Source organism: Methanohalophilus mahii DSM 5219 (assembly GCF_000025865.1).
GTDB classification, from domain to species: Archaea; Halobacteriota; Methanosarcinia; order Methanosarcinales; family Methanosarcinaceae; genus Methanohalophilus; species Methanohalophilus mahii.
Window position 1 is genome coordinate 609,065 of sequence record NC_014002.1, and the last position, 17,877, is coordinate 626,941.

The following is a 17,877-nucleotide window of genomic DNA, read 5'->3' on the forward strand; positions in this document are numbered from 1 at the left end:
AGTCTTAAAATGTCGTTTCTACTCTCCTGACGACTCCTTTGAGTAATCTTGCAAGGATATCGGAACCCGTCATTATTCTTTTATCATCATCTGTCCAGTAGATTATGACATCCTGATCAATAATTTCCCCCTTATCATGATCAGGATACATCCTTAGTTTTGGAATTACTTCTTCTAGCCTGGTTTTTGGTGACATTACGATAACAGGCCTGTGACAATAATCTTCAGGATAAATGGTCATGTTACCGTAGGCCAAATCTCTCAACAGGTCATCGCTGTTAAGTGTACGTATGGGATTTCCTTCTGGATCTGTGATGATTACCCATTTTTTCCCGGATTCACTGATTTTTTTGAGGAACGGATCTTCAAGGGTTTGTTTTAATTCCGGGAACACCGGTTTTCTGTTTTTTGTGGGAAGGGAAATGATACTTTTTGGGTCAATCGGGTTACCTTCCTTTGTGATCTTTGTATCATCCAGAGTCAAAAAATTGAGAGCTCCCTGTCCCTCCACACTTCCGATATCCGATCTTGCGGACTGTATATGCCTCTGGAGGACCTTTTTAAGAGATCGTTCCCTGAAAAATACTATTTCCTCTTTCCCAAGCCACCAGTCAAGCATTATTGCCGTGGGCTTTGCGAACGGAAACAGGAGCAACTGATATACCCTGACAAGTGGTACAAGGTATGCGCCAGCTTTCAGGGCTTTTCTGGTAAAATATGCTTGCGGCATAATTTCCCCAAAACAGGTAATAATAATTGTGGAGAAAAGGAAGGCAGCCGTCCCTCCCATTAGAGAATTTGTTAATAGGGTTATAATGACGTTTGCAGCGACATTCCCCCACAGTAAGGTTGTTAAAAGATAGTTCGAATCGTGCCTGACTTCCAGCACTTTTTTTGCAGCAACATTGCCAGATTCAGCTTCAGTTTCCAGCCCCATTCTGCTCAATCCGAAAAGTCCAATGGTAAGGCCGGAAAACATTGCCGATTGACTGACAAAAAATAAAAGTAGAATCCAGGTTATGATTTCCATATTTCGCTTCCACTATAATTGTGTGACAATATATTAAAAGTTACTTGAGCATTTACAGAATCAATTATTGTTCCCACTCTATCACATGAGATAATAAGGTTGCAGTTTATAGTTTTCGTTGTTGTACATGAAATATATAATATGGGCATTTTTGAATTCGATTTTATATTAGAACTTTTATGTTTTCTATGCCCAAAAGTTATAATAGTTTTCGATGTAATATTCATGTGCCTATACAAAATAGGTTTTTGGGTGAGGGTAAATATGACTGAGAAAACAGCATTAGACTGGATAGCAATTGCTCTTGTAGTAATTGGAGGTTTGAATTGGGGATTGTTTGGTATATCACAGGACTATAATCTGGTAGCACTTATCTTTGGATATAGTGCCATAGCACGTGTAGTCTACATTCTTGTAGGACTTGCCGCCCTGTATATGATATACTTTGCAAGCAAAGACCACCAGTAATTTGGTGGTTTTATTTTTTATACTTCTCATTTCTGGCAATAGCAAACCTTTAATTCTTCCCTACAATATTCTCCTCCCCAAACCAACCTAAAAAAATCCTTTTAATTTTTCAGGACACATGTCTCTCAAAAACATAATGATAAAGGGTGCCAAAGAGCACAATTTAAAGAATATTGATGTAGTGTTGCCCAGGGATAAATTGATTGTTATCACGGGTTTAAGTGGCTCGGGCAAGTCATCTCTTGCTTTTGATACTATCTATGCCGAAGGCCAGCGTAGGTATGTTGAATCGCTTTCATCATATGCCCGGCAATTCCTGGGGCAGATGGAAAAACCTGATGTGGAATACATTGAGGGTCTCTCTCCTGCTATTTCCATCGAGCAGAAAACTACCAGTAAGAATCCGCGCTCTACTGTGGGTACAGTTACCGAGATATACGATTACCTGAGATTGCTGTTTGCCCGTATAGGGGCTCGTCACTGTCCGGATTGTGGGCGTGCCATCGAACCCCAGAGTGTTGACCAGATTGTGGACAACATAATGAAATTCCCTGAAAAAAGCAAACTTCATATCCTGGCGCCTGTTGTCCGGGAGCGTAAAGGTGAATACAGGAAACTTCTCGCTGACATCCGTTCTGACGGTTATTCCCGTGCACGTGTGGATGGGGAGATAATCCGTCTCGATGAAGCTGATTCCCTGGAACTGGGGCGCTACAACAAACATAACATCGAGATTGTGGTTGACAGGCTTTCCATCAAAGAAGGAATAGAAGAGCGCCTCTCTGATTCTGTGGAACAGGCCCTTGCCAGAAGTGGCGGGATTGTTATAGCTGATATTGTCGATGGTGATGAATTCGTATTCAGTGAGAAACTTGCATGTCCGCATTGTGGAACTGGATTTGAAGAACTGGAACCTGCCATGTTTTCCTTTAACAGCCCACAGGGAGCATGTGATGTATGTCATGGCCTGGGTACTTCGATGGAATTCGATCCTGACCTGATAATCCCTGACATATCCCTGTCTCTCAATGACGGAGCAGTTGAACCGTGGGGTACGAGAAAAGATGGCTATTACATGCAGTCTCTCCAGTCTCTTGCTGACCATTTCGGATTTTCTATGGATGCTCCTTTTGAAGATCTGGAGCCACAGTACCAGAATATGATTCTCTATGGCACGGCCACCAAAGTTCCGATGGTCCATACTGGTAAAGGTGGAGGGATCTGGAAACGCAATAGTCGTTTTAAAGGTGTTATTGCTGCCATTTCCAAGATATACAATCGTACAGATTCAGAAAATACCAAGGACCGGCTAAAACGGTATATAAGCACCAAACCATGTCCTGCCTGTGAAGGTGAAAGGCTCAAACCAGCCAGTCTGTCTGTTTTCATAGACGGGTTCAATATAATCCAGACAACTCATATGTCTATTGAGGATTGTCTCCACTTCTTTGAAAAACTGGAACTTCATTTGGACCAGCGGGAATTTACCATAGCCCGCCTGATATTGAAGGAAATCAAGTCCAGGTTGGGCTTTTTGGTTGATGTGGGTCTGGATTATCTTACTTTGAGTCGTTCAGCATCCACTCTTTCCGGAGGGGAGGCCCAGCGTATCCGTCTTGCCACCCAGATAGGCTCCAGCCTCATGGGGGTACTGTACATTCTGGATGAACCGAGTATTGGTTTGCATCAGCGGGATAATCTCAGGCTTATCAACACTCTCAAACACTTACGTGATATCGGTAACACCGTTATTGTTGTGGAGCATGACGAAGAAACAATTATGAGTGCCGATCATGTTGTGGATATGGGTCCCGGAGCCGGTATTCATGGAGGTGGTCTGGTAGCGGAGGGAACTCCTTTGGAAATTATGCAAAACCCGGATTCTCTCACAGGGAAATACCTTGAGAGGAAACTAAAGATTCCGGTTCCGTCGGAAAGGCGTACTCCTGAGGGTTTCATAAAATTGATAGGAGCTGGTGAAAACAATCTCAAGGAAATTGATGTGGAATTTCCTCTTTCTGTAATGATATGTGTAACCGGGGTTTCAGGGTCAGGTAAAAGTACACTTATCAATGAAACCCTGAATAAAGTGTTAGCCCGCAAACTCAATCGTGCCAGGGAGAGAACCGGAAAATATTCCGCTATCGAAGGTCTTGAAAATGTTGACAAGGTGATTACAATAGACCAATCTCCCATTGGCAGGACTCCCAGATCCAATCCGGCTACCTATACCAATCTCTTCACACCCATACGTGAATTATTTGCCCAGACAAAACTTTCCAAGTCTCGCGGCTATAAACCGGGTCGTTTCAGTTTCAATGTACGTGGAGGCCGCTGTGAGACCTGTGGTGGCGAAGGAATAATAACTATTGAAATGCATTTTTTGCCAGATGTTTATGTGCCCTGTGAAGTCTGTCATGGCAAAAGGTACAACAGGGAAACCCTTGAGGTAACTTACAAGGACAAAAGCATAGCCGATGTACTGGATATGACAGTTGAAGAGGCTCTTGGTTTTTTTGAGAATGTCCCTAAAATAAAACGTAAACTGCAGACACTTTTTGACGTTGGTCTGGGCTACATCAAACTTGGCCAGTCTTCAACTACGCTTTCCGGGGGAGAAGCCCAGCGTGTCAAACTTGCTACTGAACTGAGTAAACGTTCTACCGGTAAAACGGTCTATATCCTTGATGAACCAACCACAGGGTTGCATTTTGATGATGTCAGGAAGTTACTTGAAGTGCTCCAGCGCCTCGTTGAGGGAGGGAATACAGTAATTGTCATAGAGCACAATCTGGATGTTATCAAGGTTGCGGATTGGATTATTGATCTTGGTCCCGAAGGTGGAGAAGGTGGAGGACTTGTTGTTGCAGAAGGCATCCCTGAAAATGTGGCAAAGGTCGAAGGTTCCTATACCGGTGAATTTTTGAAAAACATTCTCTCCTGAGAATTCGGGCACAAGGTTTATTTTCTTTCAGGAAAAAATTTATATGACCAATAATACTGGTCACCGGGTTTACCGGGGGTGTATGTATGGTAAGAAAAATCCGTTGCAAGAATATCAAGAATGACCTTGAATATCTGGGAGACATCATGTCACATCAGGAAGGCAGGGAGCCTACTCCTGATGTGGCCAGGTTTAAAACTCAGGTAGAATATAAGAAGACATTATGCAAAATACTAAGGAATGAAAAAGAGAAGGAAGAGCTTGATCGCTAATTCCTTCATATATCATATTTTTCAAAACAGGGAAGGCAGTAATAGTTCCCGTTCATAACTCTTGCCCGGCTTTCCATCATTCCTTCGCCGCATTCGCTGCAGATGAGGGTCTGGAAAATAACTGCCTTTTCAGGCGGCTTTATTTCGATTTCCTCAATTTTGAACATCTCTTCAAGAGGCATGTTCAGGACTTCATGGGATTTATCTTCATGTTTTTGCTTGAACCGTTTCTTTTCTTCTTCTGTAGCACTGCCTTCTCTGATCTTTGGGAACAGGTTCTGATGTTCTTCATCATTTTTTATCCCATCAGGTTTTATAACAAGCCTGAGAGCTTTATCATTTCCCCGGTTGAAGAAAGTGTATACATGTTTTCCGAGATCACGGTATACCAGATTACCTTTACCAAAGGTGCATCCATTGACCACCTGTATGGCATCCACAGAGCATGACTTGTTTTCGACTATGCACACGAGCTCTTCGTCTTCTGCCCTTTTGTTTTTGAAATGTTCCTCTGCTGCTTTTGCGACCCTGAATCCCAGGGACAATCCGGGACATAGATGGCCGTGAAATTTTATTGCGTCTTCTATTTCCATTAAATTCCTCAAAGGTATTGTTTTCTTAATTTATCAACTGTAATTTCAACTTGTCTAACAGCGGTACCGGTATATCGGTAAGGATCAACAAGTTTCTCGACATCCTCTTCATTAAGATAGCCGGATACTTCCTTGTTTGCGAGTAATGTTTCACGCAGGTGTTTTCCGCTTTCATGGGCCTGCATAGCAGCTGTACGCACTATCTCATGGGCTTCCTGTCTGCCGACACCTCTTTTTGCAAGTTCTATCATGACCGCTTCGCCCATATTAAGTCCTTTGAGCAATTCGAGGTTACGCTTTATGTTTTCCGGATAGAAGCGCAGATTATCGGTCACACGGATGCCGAGTTTCAGGATGTGGTCGGTTAGCACACATGTTTCAGGGAAAACAATTCTCTCACATGAAGAGTTTGTAAGGTCTCTCTCATCCCATAATGTGTTATTCATAAGTTCAGGTTCAATCATAGAGCGTACAATTCTTGCAAGTCCGCAGATCTGTTCGGATTTGATGGGGTTACGTTTATGGGGCATTGTAGAGGAACCTACCTGTTTTTTGCCGAAACTCTCCTCTACTTCTGCAAGTTCACTTCTCTGCAGTGTTCTCAATTCAACACCAATTTTATCCAGTGTTGTTACGACATTTGCCATCCACATGACAAATTCCGCATGACGGTCCCTCTGGATGATCTGGTTGGAGACATCCACACCTGTGATCCCAAGATATTCCATCGCTTTTTTCTGGATTTCAATACCCTTTTCACCAAAAGCAGCCTGGGTGCCTACAGCCCCGGTCATCTGGCCGACCTCTACCCTGGGTTTGAGCTGTTCAAGTCTCTCGATATGCCTGCCAATCTCGGCTGCCCAGATTGCAAAACGCAGCCCGTAGGTTGTTGGTACACCGATCTGTCCGTGGGTTCTGCCCGCACATACAGTTTCTTTGTGTTGCTCAGCCTGGCGCAGGAGTACTTCCAGTAGTTGCCTGATTTTGGGTTCCATTACTCCAATAGCGTCCTTTATCTGAAGGCCTGTGGCTGTATCCAGCATATCATTTGATGTTGCACCGAAATGGACCCATTTACTGGCATCCTCTTCACATTTTTCGGAGATGGCAAGCACAACTGCCATCATGTCATGATGGATTTCATCTTCGATTTCTTTGACCCTTTTGAGTTCCACATTTTCAATGCTTTGTTCTATTATATTGGCAGCATCTTCAGGGATTAACCCCACATAAGCTTCTGCTTTTGCAAGGGCTGCCTCTGCTTTCATGACGCATTTAAGGCGGTTTTCCTCACTCCAGACATGTTTCATTTCCTCGGTTCCGTATCGGTATTCTATGGGATGGATGGCCATTTATTTTCTCCTTTTGTGAATTGGATCAGTGCATTAATTACAATGGCATACAGATTGTTTTTAATTATAATTATGTTTGGGTTTGTAACATTAATTCTTTGATATTGATCTGAAGTTTAAATGGCTGAATTTATGGTCTGCATTTCTAAGTTTCGATTTTGATACCTGTTATATTTACGGAAACCCTAACTTTTATATAGTTCACAACGTTAATTAGGAGTACCTAAATATTACAGGAGAACAAACATGCTGGAAAGTTTTATGATTACATTCAGGGAAGGCCTGGAAGCTCTTTTGATTGTAGGAGTTATTCTGGGTTATCTGGTACAAACAAACAGAGTTTATTTGAATAAGTATGTATATGCCGGTTTGGGCCTTGGCATTCTTGCCAGTTTGATGGCTGCAGTGGTCTTCAATGTCCTTTCAATTGAATTTGAAGGCAGGAATGAGGCACTTTTCGAAGGAATAGTGATGTTGCTCGCAGCTCTTGTGCTCACTTCAATGATCATATGGATGCTCAAAGAAAGCAGCAATATATCTGCAAATATACGCAAGAATGTAGATTCCAAAACGGAATATGGCTTGATGGGTCTGGCTTTTGTGTCTGTATTCAGAGAGGGTATTGAAACAGTACTCTTTATGGGTGCTGCGGCAATGAACACAGAAACAAGTACCGTTCTGTATGGCGGTTTGCTGGGATTGGCTGCTTCTGCGGTCATAGCGTATCTGGTATTCAAATCCTCATACCACCTGAATCTGGGTATGTTTTTCAATCTTACCAGTGTTTTCCTGATACTCTTTGCTGCAGGACTCACTGCCCATGGTATCCATGAGCTTCAGGAAGCGGCTTTCATTCCGATATTCAATGAACATCTGTGGGATATTAACCACATATTGAGTGAAGATGGAATTGCAGGGTCATTGCTGAAGTCCTTGTTCGGGTATAATGGAAACCCTTCATTGCTGGAGGTAGCTTCATACATAGGTTACTATGTAGCACTTGGTATTGGCATAAAAGGTTTGAATTCAAAGAGAATAACCGATATTGTGCAGACGACATAATGTTGTAAACATATATTCTATCTGGAATATATGTTTTTATTTATCGGGAATATCCTGTTGTGGAATTGTGAAAATAAACGTGCTGCCCTTTCCTTCTTCACTTTCGACCCACACGTTTCCTCCATGCATTTCCACGTAACTTCTTACAAGAGCCAAACCCAGGCCTGTACCCTCATATCTTCTGTTTTTTGCAGAATCAATTTGCTTGAATGGTTCAAAGACCATTTCTTTTTTATCTTCAGCTATGCCGATTCCATTATCTTTTACCGATATACTTGTCTCTTTTTCTCCGGACTTGGCTGTAACAAATACTTTTCCTTTTTCTGCAGTGAATTTGGTTGCATTGTTGAGAATATTGTACATGACCTGTTTGAACATGATTACGTCCGCATAGAGCAAATTATTTGCATTTTCATAATCAACAATGATGTCTATGTTTTTCTTTGAGGCCAGAGGACGTATTAGCATCTCCACATCATAGAGTGCTTTGTGAATGTCAAAAAATTCTGCTTCAACCTCTTTTTTCCCTGCTTCAACTTTCGAAATATCCAATATGTCATTGATGAGGTGTAAGAGACTTTTCCCACTTTTTAGGATGTTAGATACATATTTGTGGTGGGCATTGGTAAGTTCACTGCCGGGAACTTCAAGAAGCATTTGAGAAAAACCGATTATTGAATTCAGGGGTGTTCTGAGTTCATGGCTCATGGTGGTCATGAACTCGGATTTAGTGCGGTCTGCTACTTCTGCTTTCATTTTTGCCTGTATGAGGGCATTTTCGTTTTCTTTCCTTTCAGTAATATCCCTGGCTGAGCCAAGTGATGCATACTCTCCTTCATATGTAATATTGCTTATTGCAATTTCTACATTCCTTTTTCTCCCTTTTTTGGTAACTATACAGGTTTCAAAAGTTGCAGGTGCATCCTTGCAATCAGCCCTTTTTTGCATGATTTGCCTGATTTTTTCCTTTTCCTCAGGGTGCACAAGGTCAAGCACTTTCATACTGTCGATTTCCTCTCTTGTATAACCTGTAACTTCACAGATTCTATCATTTACAAACAGAAACCGTTCTCCGCAATAGATGTAGACCATCTCATGAGTATTGCTTACTATTGCACGATATTTTTCTTCACTTTCACGCAGTATCTCTTCAGTTTTCTTCAGTTCTGATATATTATGTAACAAAATAAGTTTCCCTAAAGGGTTTCCTTGTTCATCAGCCAGTGGAGTAATATGGATATTATAGGTGTTTTTCACTTCATTTCTCCATATCTCCTGCTCTCTGTATACATTCCCGCACAGGTCATTTTTCCCGACTGTACTCTTCAGGTCAGGAAACAGTTGTCCTATGTTTTTACCGAGTAATTTTTCTGGCTTATTGCTGAATATCTCTTTTGCTGCAGGGTTTATGTCCACTATGCGTTCTTTATTGTCAACAACTATAATTCCGTCATTCATCTTTTCCATTAACCGATCGCGAGCCATGGGGACCAGGTCAAGGAATTTGAATTGGTGGAGGTTGAATGAAAGTACAAGCCCTGTCAGGGTGAATCCTACGATTGTAAGGTCCTGTCCGGGGAAAGGTCCCATATCTAGTAGGTATAAGATATTTCCTGTCCACGGAAATACAAGAGCAACAATAATCAATTCTAACTGTTGACGATAGATTTTTCTGGAAGTTTTTCCTGAAAACAATAATATCAGTGTGGCAACTAGCAATATCAGGTAGTTGTATGCTATCATTACCCAGAATCCCGGTCCATGACCGTAAATAATGGTATTGATTGCAGGTTTTGGAGCGGGTGTATAACTTGTCCATATCAGGCTATGCCATTCGTTGGTTAATGTAAGGATGAATATGACAGCTGGTATCATGCAAAGCAAAGCAATGTTTTTTCGGGTAAGCCATTTTTCCATTTTTGTATATTGAATTGCAAAAACAAACAACAACAAAGGTGTAGCCAGTGCTCCTATGTAACAAACCTTCGACCAGAAGATTTTTGCAGGTATCTCTGTAACAATAGATTCCAAAGCTCCGCAAAGTTGCCATTCTATAATTGCAAGCATCAGAAGAAAAAGGGTGGTCCCTCCGGTAGAGGTGCGTCTATACCACACTGTCAATGCTACAAAAACGGATATGATCGTTGATGCCAACAATATTAGAGCGTAGGGAGTCATTTGTAAAGTGATAGCCACACCTCATTGAAGGGATATAAGCAGCCTGTAATGTATTTATGATTAAAAAATAATCATCCATTTTACTTATATATTACTACTATTATATATAGAACTTACATAGTAGATAGGAACAGATGTGAATCTTATTCAACAGGCACGATTACCCTGTAGCCATTGACTTCTCCAATAGTCACTTTGACTCCATACACAGCTTCGATATTTTCAGGTGTAATTACTTCTTCCTTGCCATGTGCAAATACTTCTCCATCCTTAATAAGGACATATCGATCCGAAAACCGAATTGCCATGTTGATATCATGCATGGTGATTACTGCTGAAACGTGTTCTTTTCTGGAAACTTCCACAACAGTATTAAGTATTCCCAATTGATTTTTCAGATCCAGGCTGCTTGTGGGTTCATCAAGCAGGAGTATTCGGGGCTCCTGTACCAGTGCCCTGGCAAGACTTACTTTTTGCAATTCACCACCACTCATCTCATCTATGTAGCGCAATGCAAGTTCTTCCATCCCCATATCCGATATCACCTGGCGGGTAATTTTTATGTCTTTTTTCTTCATGCCCCATTCGATATGAGGTTTCCTTCCCAGTAAAATTGCATCAAATGCTGTCAGGCGACTGGGTTCTGTATTCTGTGGAACATAGCCGAGCCTTTTTGCGATTTCTATGCGGGGAAGTTCCAGAACATTTTCTCCTTCTACAATTATACTTCCGGACTTTGGAGCAAGAATTGTGTTGATACAGCGAAGCAAAGTGGTTTTCCCTACACCATTAGGTCCCAGAATTGTCAGTACTTCCCCTGGCTTGAGGTCAAATTCAATTTCCCTGAGTACTTCTCTTTTTTTATAATCGAAATGAAGTTGCCTTATCTTCAGCATTAGTGACTATACCCCCTGATAAGCAGGTACAGGAACAAAGGTGCTCCCATGAATGCAGTAATTATTCCCACAGGGAGGACATAGGGTGCAATAATCAGGCGTGCTGCAACATCAGAAGCAAGCAGGAGCACTGCCCCTACAATACATGCAGAAGGTATCAAGAAGCGCTGGTCATCTCCTACAAACCGGCGGGCGATATGTGGGCACACCAGTCCAACAAATCCTATTATTCCCAGGAATGATACAGCTGCTGCTGTTGCCAGTGATGCCACAAGCATGCCTATCAGGCGAACCCTGTCAACATTGACCCCTAGCCCCCTGGCAACCTCATCTCCTGCATCAATCGCATTATAGTTCCAGCGATTATACAGGAAATAGGCTGAGGATAGCAGTGTGATAAATCCCATTATGTAGATACTTTCCCAGTAAGCCCTCCCAAGATCTCCGAATGTCCAGAATACTATTTCCGGCAGTTCCGAGTCATCTGCAAAAAACTGTAACAACATAGTGGCAGCAGTAAGCAATGAACTCAATGCAACCCCAACAAGTATAAGAACTTCTGGAGTTGCATTTTTGTATTTTGCAATTGCCAGAATTGTTAAAGTCGATATCAGGGAAAAGGCAAAAGCTGAAAGCGTTGTCATATAAGGTATATCCAGCATCGGCAGCCAGTTGCGTGTACCTGCCAGGATCGAAAGGGTGGCTCCAAAAGCTGCTGCATGGGATATTCCCAGTGTGTAAGGCGACCCGAGGGGATTGCGCAGGATGGATTGCAATACGACCCCTGATATGGAAAGAGCGATACCCGCAATTATTGCAGCAATAGCACGGGGTATTCTCAGGTTCCAGATAACTGATTTGGAATGTGTCAATTCAGTTGGAATTCCAAGTATCGTGCGGATTATGTCAGTAATTGCTAATTCAGCATTCCCTACAGAAAGGGAGTACAGGAATATACCTCCAGTCAAAAATATAGAAATGAGGATAAAAGATATCTTTTTCCCAATGTAACTGCGGTATTCTTCAGGAAGTGTCCCGCTTTCATCCTCATATTTTTGGCTGTAATATTCCATGTTAAGTCCTTTGGATCATTCGAAAGAGATCTGTCCAAACCCATGGCCGAAATTGTCAGTCATAGTTTCGTAGATATCCTCATTTTCAGGCGATTCAGCATAGAGGAATGAATATATTTCATTTGCTTTTTCCTGTGGATTTGTATCCTCGAATTTTGACGGATAAACAACTTTTCCTACATACCATGCATCTGCAAGCACATTTCCATGGTTTGTGCTGTACCAGTTGTATGGTATCACTCCATAAAGTCTGCCGGCCTTTGCTGCATCCAGCTCAGCATAAACGCCACCCGTAGCAAATGATTCGATTCCATATTTTTCATTGGTATGAGTATTACCATTCTCCGAAAAATCATAGGTTCCAAGATCTATGAAAATATAATCGATACCTGGATTGGAATCCCACTGGAAAAGTGCATCATCTCCTATCTGATAACCTTCCCAGTCCCCTGTCTTTGAAACACTGGAACCGACATTGTTTACATTGACATATTCAAAGGGTGGATAATCCGGCTGGGTAGAAAGGATGCCATGTGAGCCGCGGTAACTGACTCCAGCTATATAAGCATTGACAGTCTCCTCGTCCTTAGTTCTTTCATTGAGTTCGGCAATTTCTTCTTCAAAGAAGGTTATTACTTCGCTGGCTCTTTGTTCCCTGTCCATTACCTGACCCATGATCCGGAGGGATTGCTTCATGTTTTCATCGCCGGTGTTTCCATCGTTCAGACCAACTACTGGTATTCCTACATCAGAGGACAGTTTATCTGCATCCTCGGCATTGGAATAACTATAGAATATGACATCCGGAGCAGGGCTGAGGGTCAGGATGGATTCTGCATCATATTTACCCCTGAAAGCACCTATAAAGGGATATTTTTCAGAATCTCCGAATTGGGGATTTGCTATCCTGTATGGCCTCTCCGGGGCCTCAACAGATTCTTCCCATTGTTCTATATCTTCAACTCCAACTATTGTACCCTGTTCACCCAGATAGGATAGATAGCGTAATGTACCAGCTCCTATGCAGATAGTATGTTCAATCTCATAGGGGACTGTCACCTCCCTGCCATAAGAATCGGTTACAGTAATTGTTTTTTCATCGGTAGATGTATCGGCCTTTTCGTTTTGAGTTTCAGAGGAATCCATACATCCACTTGCAGAAAGACATATTCCAATGATTAGTAATAAAAATAATATTTTCATTTCATTCACACAATCACCTTAACCGCATATATATCAGAAATAAATACAACTGAGTTGCATTTAGTGTTACTTTTTTTGCTTTCGTATTATTTAATTCTATAAATATCTATTGAGTATGAAAAGAGGTTATGTTTAAAACACTGTTAACACTCAATAAATAAGTGATTTGTGGGATTGTGTATTATCTATCCACAACCATTAAATAACATTGCCATTTTATATATTATATAAATCCAGCTACAAACGGAGGGTATAGTATGTCACAACAGGTCTTTGAGTTTTCAGAGCAGCAGAAGAAAGAATTAACCGATATCTTTGGCAGTAGGGTCAACTTAAGTCGCAGGGAACGTCATTTCTATAATCATGATGTAGGAGCTTTGCCTTCCATGGCAAAAAAACTCCTTGGAAAAGCGGAACCTGCTGCTATTGTTAAACTCAAGAATGAGGAAGATGTAATAAAACTTATGGATTTTGCTTCTCGTTATTCAGTACCTGTGGTTCCCAGGGCTGGAGCAACATCGGGCTATGGGGGTGTGATTCCTACAAAGGGAGGAATCATTGCTGATGTTGGCCGGTTAAACCATATATATGATATTGACAGGGAGAATCTGACAGCAACAGTCGGGGCGGGAATCGTCTGGGAAAAACTTGAATCCAAACTGAACCATGTTGATCTTTCCGTCTGTGCCCTTCCTTCAAGTGCACCGGCAGCAACAGTTGGGGGTTGGCTCGGGCAGAACGGTCTGGGTTACGGGAGTTATGAGTACGGTTGGTCACAGGACACAATGCTTTCCGCACGACTGATCACTCCCGGTGGTGAGGTTCGTGAGTTTGAAGGAACTGATCTGCAAAAGATTGCAGGCAATCTGGGTGCACTTGGTATAATTACACAGGTCACGCTCAAGATACGACCACACAGGCAAACAAAAGCAGTTTCTGCAAGTTTTGAGACTCCTGCTGCTTTACAAAAGGCTCTGCAATTGATCGCTAAACGCAACATTGCGCTCTGGTCCATATCATTTATTAATCCGGGGTTTGCGGACATGAAAAATCGTGCTCCTCAAAAATTGCACCACGGTGAACCCATAGTACTGGAGGATACCGATTTACCTGAATCCTATATATGTAACTTCTTCTATCCGGATAACAGGGATGTAGATGGTCTTGAAAATGCCATCAAAGAAGCAGGTGGTTCTATCCTTCCTGAGCAAATTTCAAAACATGAAACCGGTGAATGGTTCAGGACGATGAAAGTCAAAAGGCTTGGACCCTCTTTTATTCCCGCAGAGGTAGTAGTGCCACAGGACAAGGTAAGTAAGGTAATCGATGAAATCAATGAAAAAATATCACTGCCTGTATTGATCGAAGGGATGGTTTCCCGGGACGGCGAAGTAGTACTTCTTTGTTTCATTCCTCATTCAGAGAGATCTTTCAAGTTCAATATGGCATTCTCCCTGGGTCTTAGCATCATCAGGATCGCTGAAGATAACGGAGGCAGGATGTATGCTTCTGGTCTCTACTTTGCTGATCAGGCTGAGAAAGTTTACGGTGAAAGGCTCAAGCAATTGATGGGTGTCAAAAAGGAGCTTGACCCTTACGATATCATGAATCCCGAGACATTTACCGGCAGGGGATTATTCACTTCCGCGCTTTCCATGGCAGGTAAAATGGAACCTCTGATGCGCCTTGTGGGTAACATGTCGGGAGTAGATAGGACTGACTTCAAAGACCAGAAAAATATTCCCGGTGACATTATTTCCCATGCATATACATGTGCACAGTGCGGCTATTGTGTAAACGAATGTGATCAGTATTACGGGCGTGGATGGGAATCCCAATCTCCCAGGGGTAAATGGTTCTTTATCAAAGAATACCTGGCTGGAAGGGATGAGATAAATCAGGAACAAACAGATACTTTCCTTGCATGTACCACCTGTGAATTGTGTGATGTGCGGTGTCAGCTTGATCTGCCGATTGAGAATTCATGGCTGCGTCTGAGGGAAAACCTTGTGCAGCAGCGTGGCAAAATGACTTTCCCACCATTTGAGATTATGGCTCAGAGTCTGAACAAGGAACGTAATATCTGGGCGGAATACCGTCAGGGCAGGGACGAGTGGGTTCCTGAGGACCTCAAACCCAAAATCAAGGAAAAGGCCGATTATGCCTATTTTGCAGGTTGTACGGCTTCTTTTGTGGAAAAAGATATCGCAGAAGCATCTGCTCGAATGCTTTCAGATGCCGGAATTAATTTTACGATTCTGGGTAAGGAAGAATCCTGCTGTGGTATTCCTATGCTTACAGCCGGGAAGTGGGATGTTTTCGAAAACATCATGAAAATGAATGTGGGCAACATGAAGAAAAAAGGTGTCAAAACCGTAATTACTTCCTGTCCTGCATGCTGGTTTGTGTGGCACACCTATTACCGTCAGTGGGCCGAAAAACTGGGAATTGATTATGATTTCGAGGTCAAGCACTATTCCGAAGTACTTGCTGAAAGGATGGATATAATTGGACCCAAACTCAAGGTTCCACTTGAAAAGACCGTTACAATCCATGATGCCTGCCATATGGGGCGTGCCGGAGGTATCTATGACCCTCCCAGAAAGCTTGCAAAAGCTATTCCCGGTGTTGAATTCCGTGAGATGGAGCATAACAGGGAAAACGGACACTGTTGTGGTTCAGTATTAACGCTGGTGGCCGAGCCGGATGTTGCCAATGTAATCGGTGGTTTGCGGCTGAAAGAAGCCGAAGCCGTGGGTGCCGATGTTATGCTTGCTGCCTGTCCATGCTGTCAGGTGCAGCTGCGTGTGTCTGCACAGAAGAGCAATATCCCTGTGGATGTGCAGGATCTGGGTGCAACCGTGGCACGTAGTATGGGGTATGATATTGCGGATACTACAAATGATGCTCTGGCGGGCTGGGCTGTCTTTGAGCAGATGATCTATCTTATGAAACCTGAGAACATGACCAATCTGATGATGGAACTGATGCCACAGATGATGGCAGCCATGCCTTCGTATATGAGGGGAATGATGAAAACGGTCAAATATGTACCGGGAATGGATAAACTAATGGCGCCGATGATGCCCAGAATGATGCCGATGCTTCTGCCTTCCCTGATGCCGAAGGTCATGCCGGATATGCTTGAAGCAGTTACCCGTCATGTCCAGATGCCCGACTACATGGAAGAACAGCTCCCGGACCTGATGCCAAAAGCAATGGAGAATCTGATGCCCAACATGCTCCCACAGATTGCACCGCTTTTGACACCCCGGATGATAGAATACATCAAGCAGAACTAAGAGTAGATACACCCCTGTAATGGGGTGTCATTTTCTATTTTCCTGCTTCCATTGTGCTGTTAACTGTGTTTCCTTATATTATTTATAAAATGAACACTTGTCTTTTATAGGGGCTGAAAGTTGTTATCGGAAATTCCTGCAATACTTGAAGAACTAGATCCTGAAAATATCGATAAAGAGGTATTAAGGGCAGCTATAATCGCAGAATTCGATGCTGTTAATATCTATGAACAGATGGCAGGCTTGACAAAAGATGAGAATCTTCGTGCAATCCTTCTGGATATAGCCAGGGAAGAAAAACTTCATATTGCAATGTTTCAATCTGTTTTACTTGAATATGACCAGGAGTATCTGGAAATAATGGCAGATTATTCCCTTGCTCATAGATGATTCTTTTTCGGATAAAATTTATATATTTGACGCTGTTTATTTTGATGTTAGAGGTGGGTAGGGGACCCTGTGATCAATTATGAATCTAAAAAATAATCATATTCTGATAGTTTCAATTGTCGCGTTTGTTATATTTGCGTTATTTCTGGCGTTTGTGGATGCCGGTGTTTCCACTTCAAATACAGGAGTTGATCAAAAGATAAGTGGCTATTCATTCTCTCAACCCAATTCATCCGCTCCGGCTCCAACAGGTGTTGTTTACCTTGATTTAAAAGGTGAGAATGGATTTTCTGTAATTCTTGAAGATGAGGTTGCAGACCTTGTTGAAAAGAAAGGATTTAAAGTGGAAACTGTTTCAATGGAACCGGTAATTTATGACAGTACTGCACTTGCTGTTGTTGTAAATAAATCAGATATTTTCTACAATCCTTTTTACTCAACTGCAACTATGGATGTGGATTTTGTTTATTCCCACACAGGCAACATGGAATATCTGGATATGCTGATCGATGATTTTGATAAGCCGGTTGTCTTTTCTTCTATGGATGGTTATCAGTTATTGCGACATGGACAACTCACCTTAAATGATACTACAAAGGGTCTTGTAACTTATCCCTACTATAGACGCCATCTTGCTGAAAATATAGCAGCCGGTGTAGTCGAAAAAGCATTCAGTGATGATTTGTGATTTGATAATGGAGGGAACTGTATGCAATTGTCCACCAGCAAAAGTGTTGAAATCGTGGATATTACCGATAAGGTGTCCGATGTGGTGAGAAGCAGTAATATCAATGAAGGAATGTGTACGATCAGTACTTCCCACACAACATGCGCGATAATAGTCAATGAAAACGAGTCGGGCTTGGTTTCTGATATTATGGAATTGCTGGAAAAACTGGTTCCTTCAAATGCAGACTACTATCATGATAGGATAGATAACAATGCAGATGCCCACTTAAGAGCTGTTCTTCTGGGAAACAGTGAAACAATGCCTGTGAGAAAGGGCGACCTTGAACTTGGTACATGGCAGAGTATATTCCTTGTGGAACTGGATGGGCCGCGCAAGAGGAGTGTAGATATAATGGTATCCTCATATGGTTTCAGGGGATGAATT

15 protein-coding genes are annotated in these 17,877 nt (G+C 42.3%); 8 read left to right on the forward strand and 7 right to left on the reverse strand.

Annotation, left to right across the window (positions count from 1 at the left end):
• Positions 1-4: 4 nt before the first annotated feature.
• On the reverse strand, positions 5-1,030 hold the full coding sequence (locus MMAH_RS02950) for a DUF21 domain-containing protein (RefSeq protein WP_013037055.1): 1,026 nt from the start codon (positions 1,028-1,030) through the stop codon (positions 5-7).
• Between the two features lie 264 nt (positions 1,031-1,294).
• Between MMAH_RS02950 and MMAH_RS02955 the strand changes: the two genes are divergently transcribed.
• From MMAH_RS02955 to MMAH_RS02965, 3 genes are all read left to right on the forward strand, one after another.
• The gene (locus MMAH_RS02955) at positions 1,295-1,498 is read left to right on the forward strand and encodes a DUF378 domain-containing protein (protein ID WP_013037056.1); all 204 of its coding nucleotides are present in this window, start codon (positions 1,295-1,297) and stop codon (positions 1,496-1,498) included.
• A gap of 118 nt (positions 1,499-1,616) precedes the next feature.
• Positions 1,617-4,442: an excinuclease ABC subunit UvrA gene (uvrA, locus tag MMAH_RS02960; RefSeq protein WP_013037057.1), complete on the forward strand. Its 2,826-nt coding sequence runs from the start codon at positions 1,617-1,619 to the stop codon at positions 4,440-4,442.
• An 86-nt stretch (positions 4,443-4,528) separates the two neighbouring features.
• Positions 4,529-4,714: a hypothetical protein gene (locus tag MMAH_RS02965; RefSeq protein WP_013037058.1), complete on the forward strand. Its 186-nt coding sequence runs from the start codon at positions 4,529-4,531 to the stop codon at positions 4,712-4,714.
• Between the two features lie 5 nt (positions 4,715-4,719).
• Here MMAH_RS02965 and MMAH_RS02970 read toward each other — a convergent pair whose 3' ends face one another.
• Together MMAH_RS02970 and purB are read right to left on the reverse strand one after the other, a co-directional pair.
• A complete protein-coding gene (locus MMAH_RS02970; protein WP_013037059.1) occupies positions 4,720-5,307 on the reverse strand; it encodes an FmdE family protein in 588 nt (195 codons plus the stop codon).
• Between the two features lie 8 nt (positions 5,308-5,315).
• Positions 5,316-6,659 carry an adenylosuccinate lyase gene (gene purB / locus MMAH_RS02975; protein ID WP_013037060.1) on the reverse strand — a complete coding sequence of 448 codons (1,344 nt, stop codon included), beginning with the start codon at positions 6,657-6,659 and terminating at the stop codon, positions 5,316-5,318.
• A 246-nt stretch (positions 6,660-6,905) separates the two neighbouring features.
• Here purB and MMAH_RS02980 point away from each other — a divergent pair, with 246 nt between their 5' ends.
• A complete protein-coding gene (locus tag MMAH_RS02980; RefSeq protein ID WP_013037061.1) occupies positions 6,906-7,721 on the forward strand; it encodes an FTR1 family iron permease in 816 nt (271 codons plus the stop codon).
• A gap of 36 nt (positions 7,722-7,757) precedes the next feature.
• Here MMAH_RS02980 and MMAH_RS02985 read toward each other — a convergent pair whose 3' ends face one another.
• From MMAH_RS02985 to MMAH_RS03000, 4 genes are all read right to left on the reverse strand, one after another.
• Positions 7,758-9,899: a histidine kinase N-terminal 7TM domain-containing protein gene (locus tag MMAH_RS02985; RefSeq protein ID WP_013037062.1), complete on the reverse strand. Its 2,142-nt coding sequence runs from the start codon at positions 9,897-9,899 to the stop codon at positions 7,758-7,760.
• A 143-nt stretch (positions 9,900-10,042) separates the two neighbouring features.
• Complete coding sequence (locus MMAH_RS02990; RefSeq protein WP_013037063.1) at positions 10,043-10,795, reverse strand: ABC transporter ATP-binding protein; 753 nt, start codon at positions 10,793-10,795, stop codon at positions 10,043-10,045.
• Positions 10,795-11,868 (reverse strand): FecCD family ABC transporter permease, encoded by a 1,074-nt coding sequence (locus tag MMAH_RS02995; protein WP_013037064.1) that lies wholly within the window; start codon positions 11,866-11,868, stop codon positions 10,795-10,797. Before MMAH_RS02995 ends, MMAH_RS02990 begins: the two co-directional genes overlap by 1 nt.
• A gap of 15 nt (positions 11,869-11,883) precedes the next feature.
• Entirely contained in the window at positions 11,884-13,014 is a 1,131-nt protein-coding gene (locus MMAH_RS03000; protein WP_013037065.1) for an ABC transporter substrate-binding protein, read from the reverse strand.
• Positions 13,015-13,328: 314 nt separating this feature from the next.
• Between MMAH_RS03000 and MMAH_RS03005 the strand changes: the two genes are divergently transcribed.
• The 4 genes from MMAH_RS03005 to MMAH_RS03020 all read left to right on the forward strand — a co-directional run bounded on the left by MMAH_RS03005 (position 13,329) and on the right by MMAH_RS03020 (position 17,874).
• Positions 13,329-16,373: an FAD-binding and (Fe-S)-binding domain-containing protein gene (locus MMAH_RS03005; protein WP_013037066.1), complete on the forward strand. Its 3,045-nt coding sequence runs from the start codon at positions 13,329-13,331 to the stop codon at positions 16,371-16,373.
• Positions 16,374-16,493: 120 nt separating this feature from the next.
• Positions 16,494-16,763, forward strand: a complete 270-nt coding sequence (locus MMAH_RS03010) for a ferritin family protein (RefSeq protein WP_013037067.1) — start codon at positions 16,494-16,496, stop codon at positions 16,761-16,763.
• Positions 16,764-16,842: 79 nt separating this feature from the next.
• Complete coding sequence (locus MMAH_RS03015) at positions 16,843-17,451, forward strand: hypothetical protein (protein ID WP_013037068.1); 609 nt, start codon at positions 16,843-16,845, stop codon at positions 17,449-17,451.
• Positions 17,452-17,472: 21 nt separating this feature from the next.
• A complete protein-coding gene (locus tag MMAH_RS03020) occupies positions 17,473-17,874 on the forward strand; it encodes a secondary thiamine-phosphate synthase enzyme YjbQ (protein ID WP_013037069.1) in 402 nt (133 codons plus the stop codon).
• Positions 17,875-17,877 lie beyond the last annotated feature (3 nt).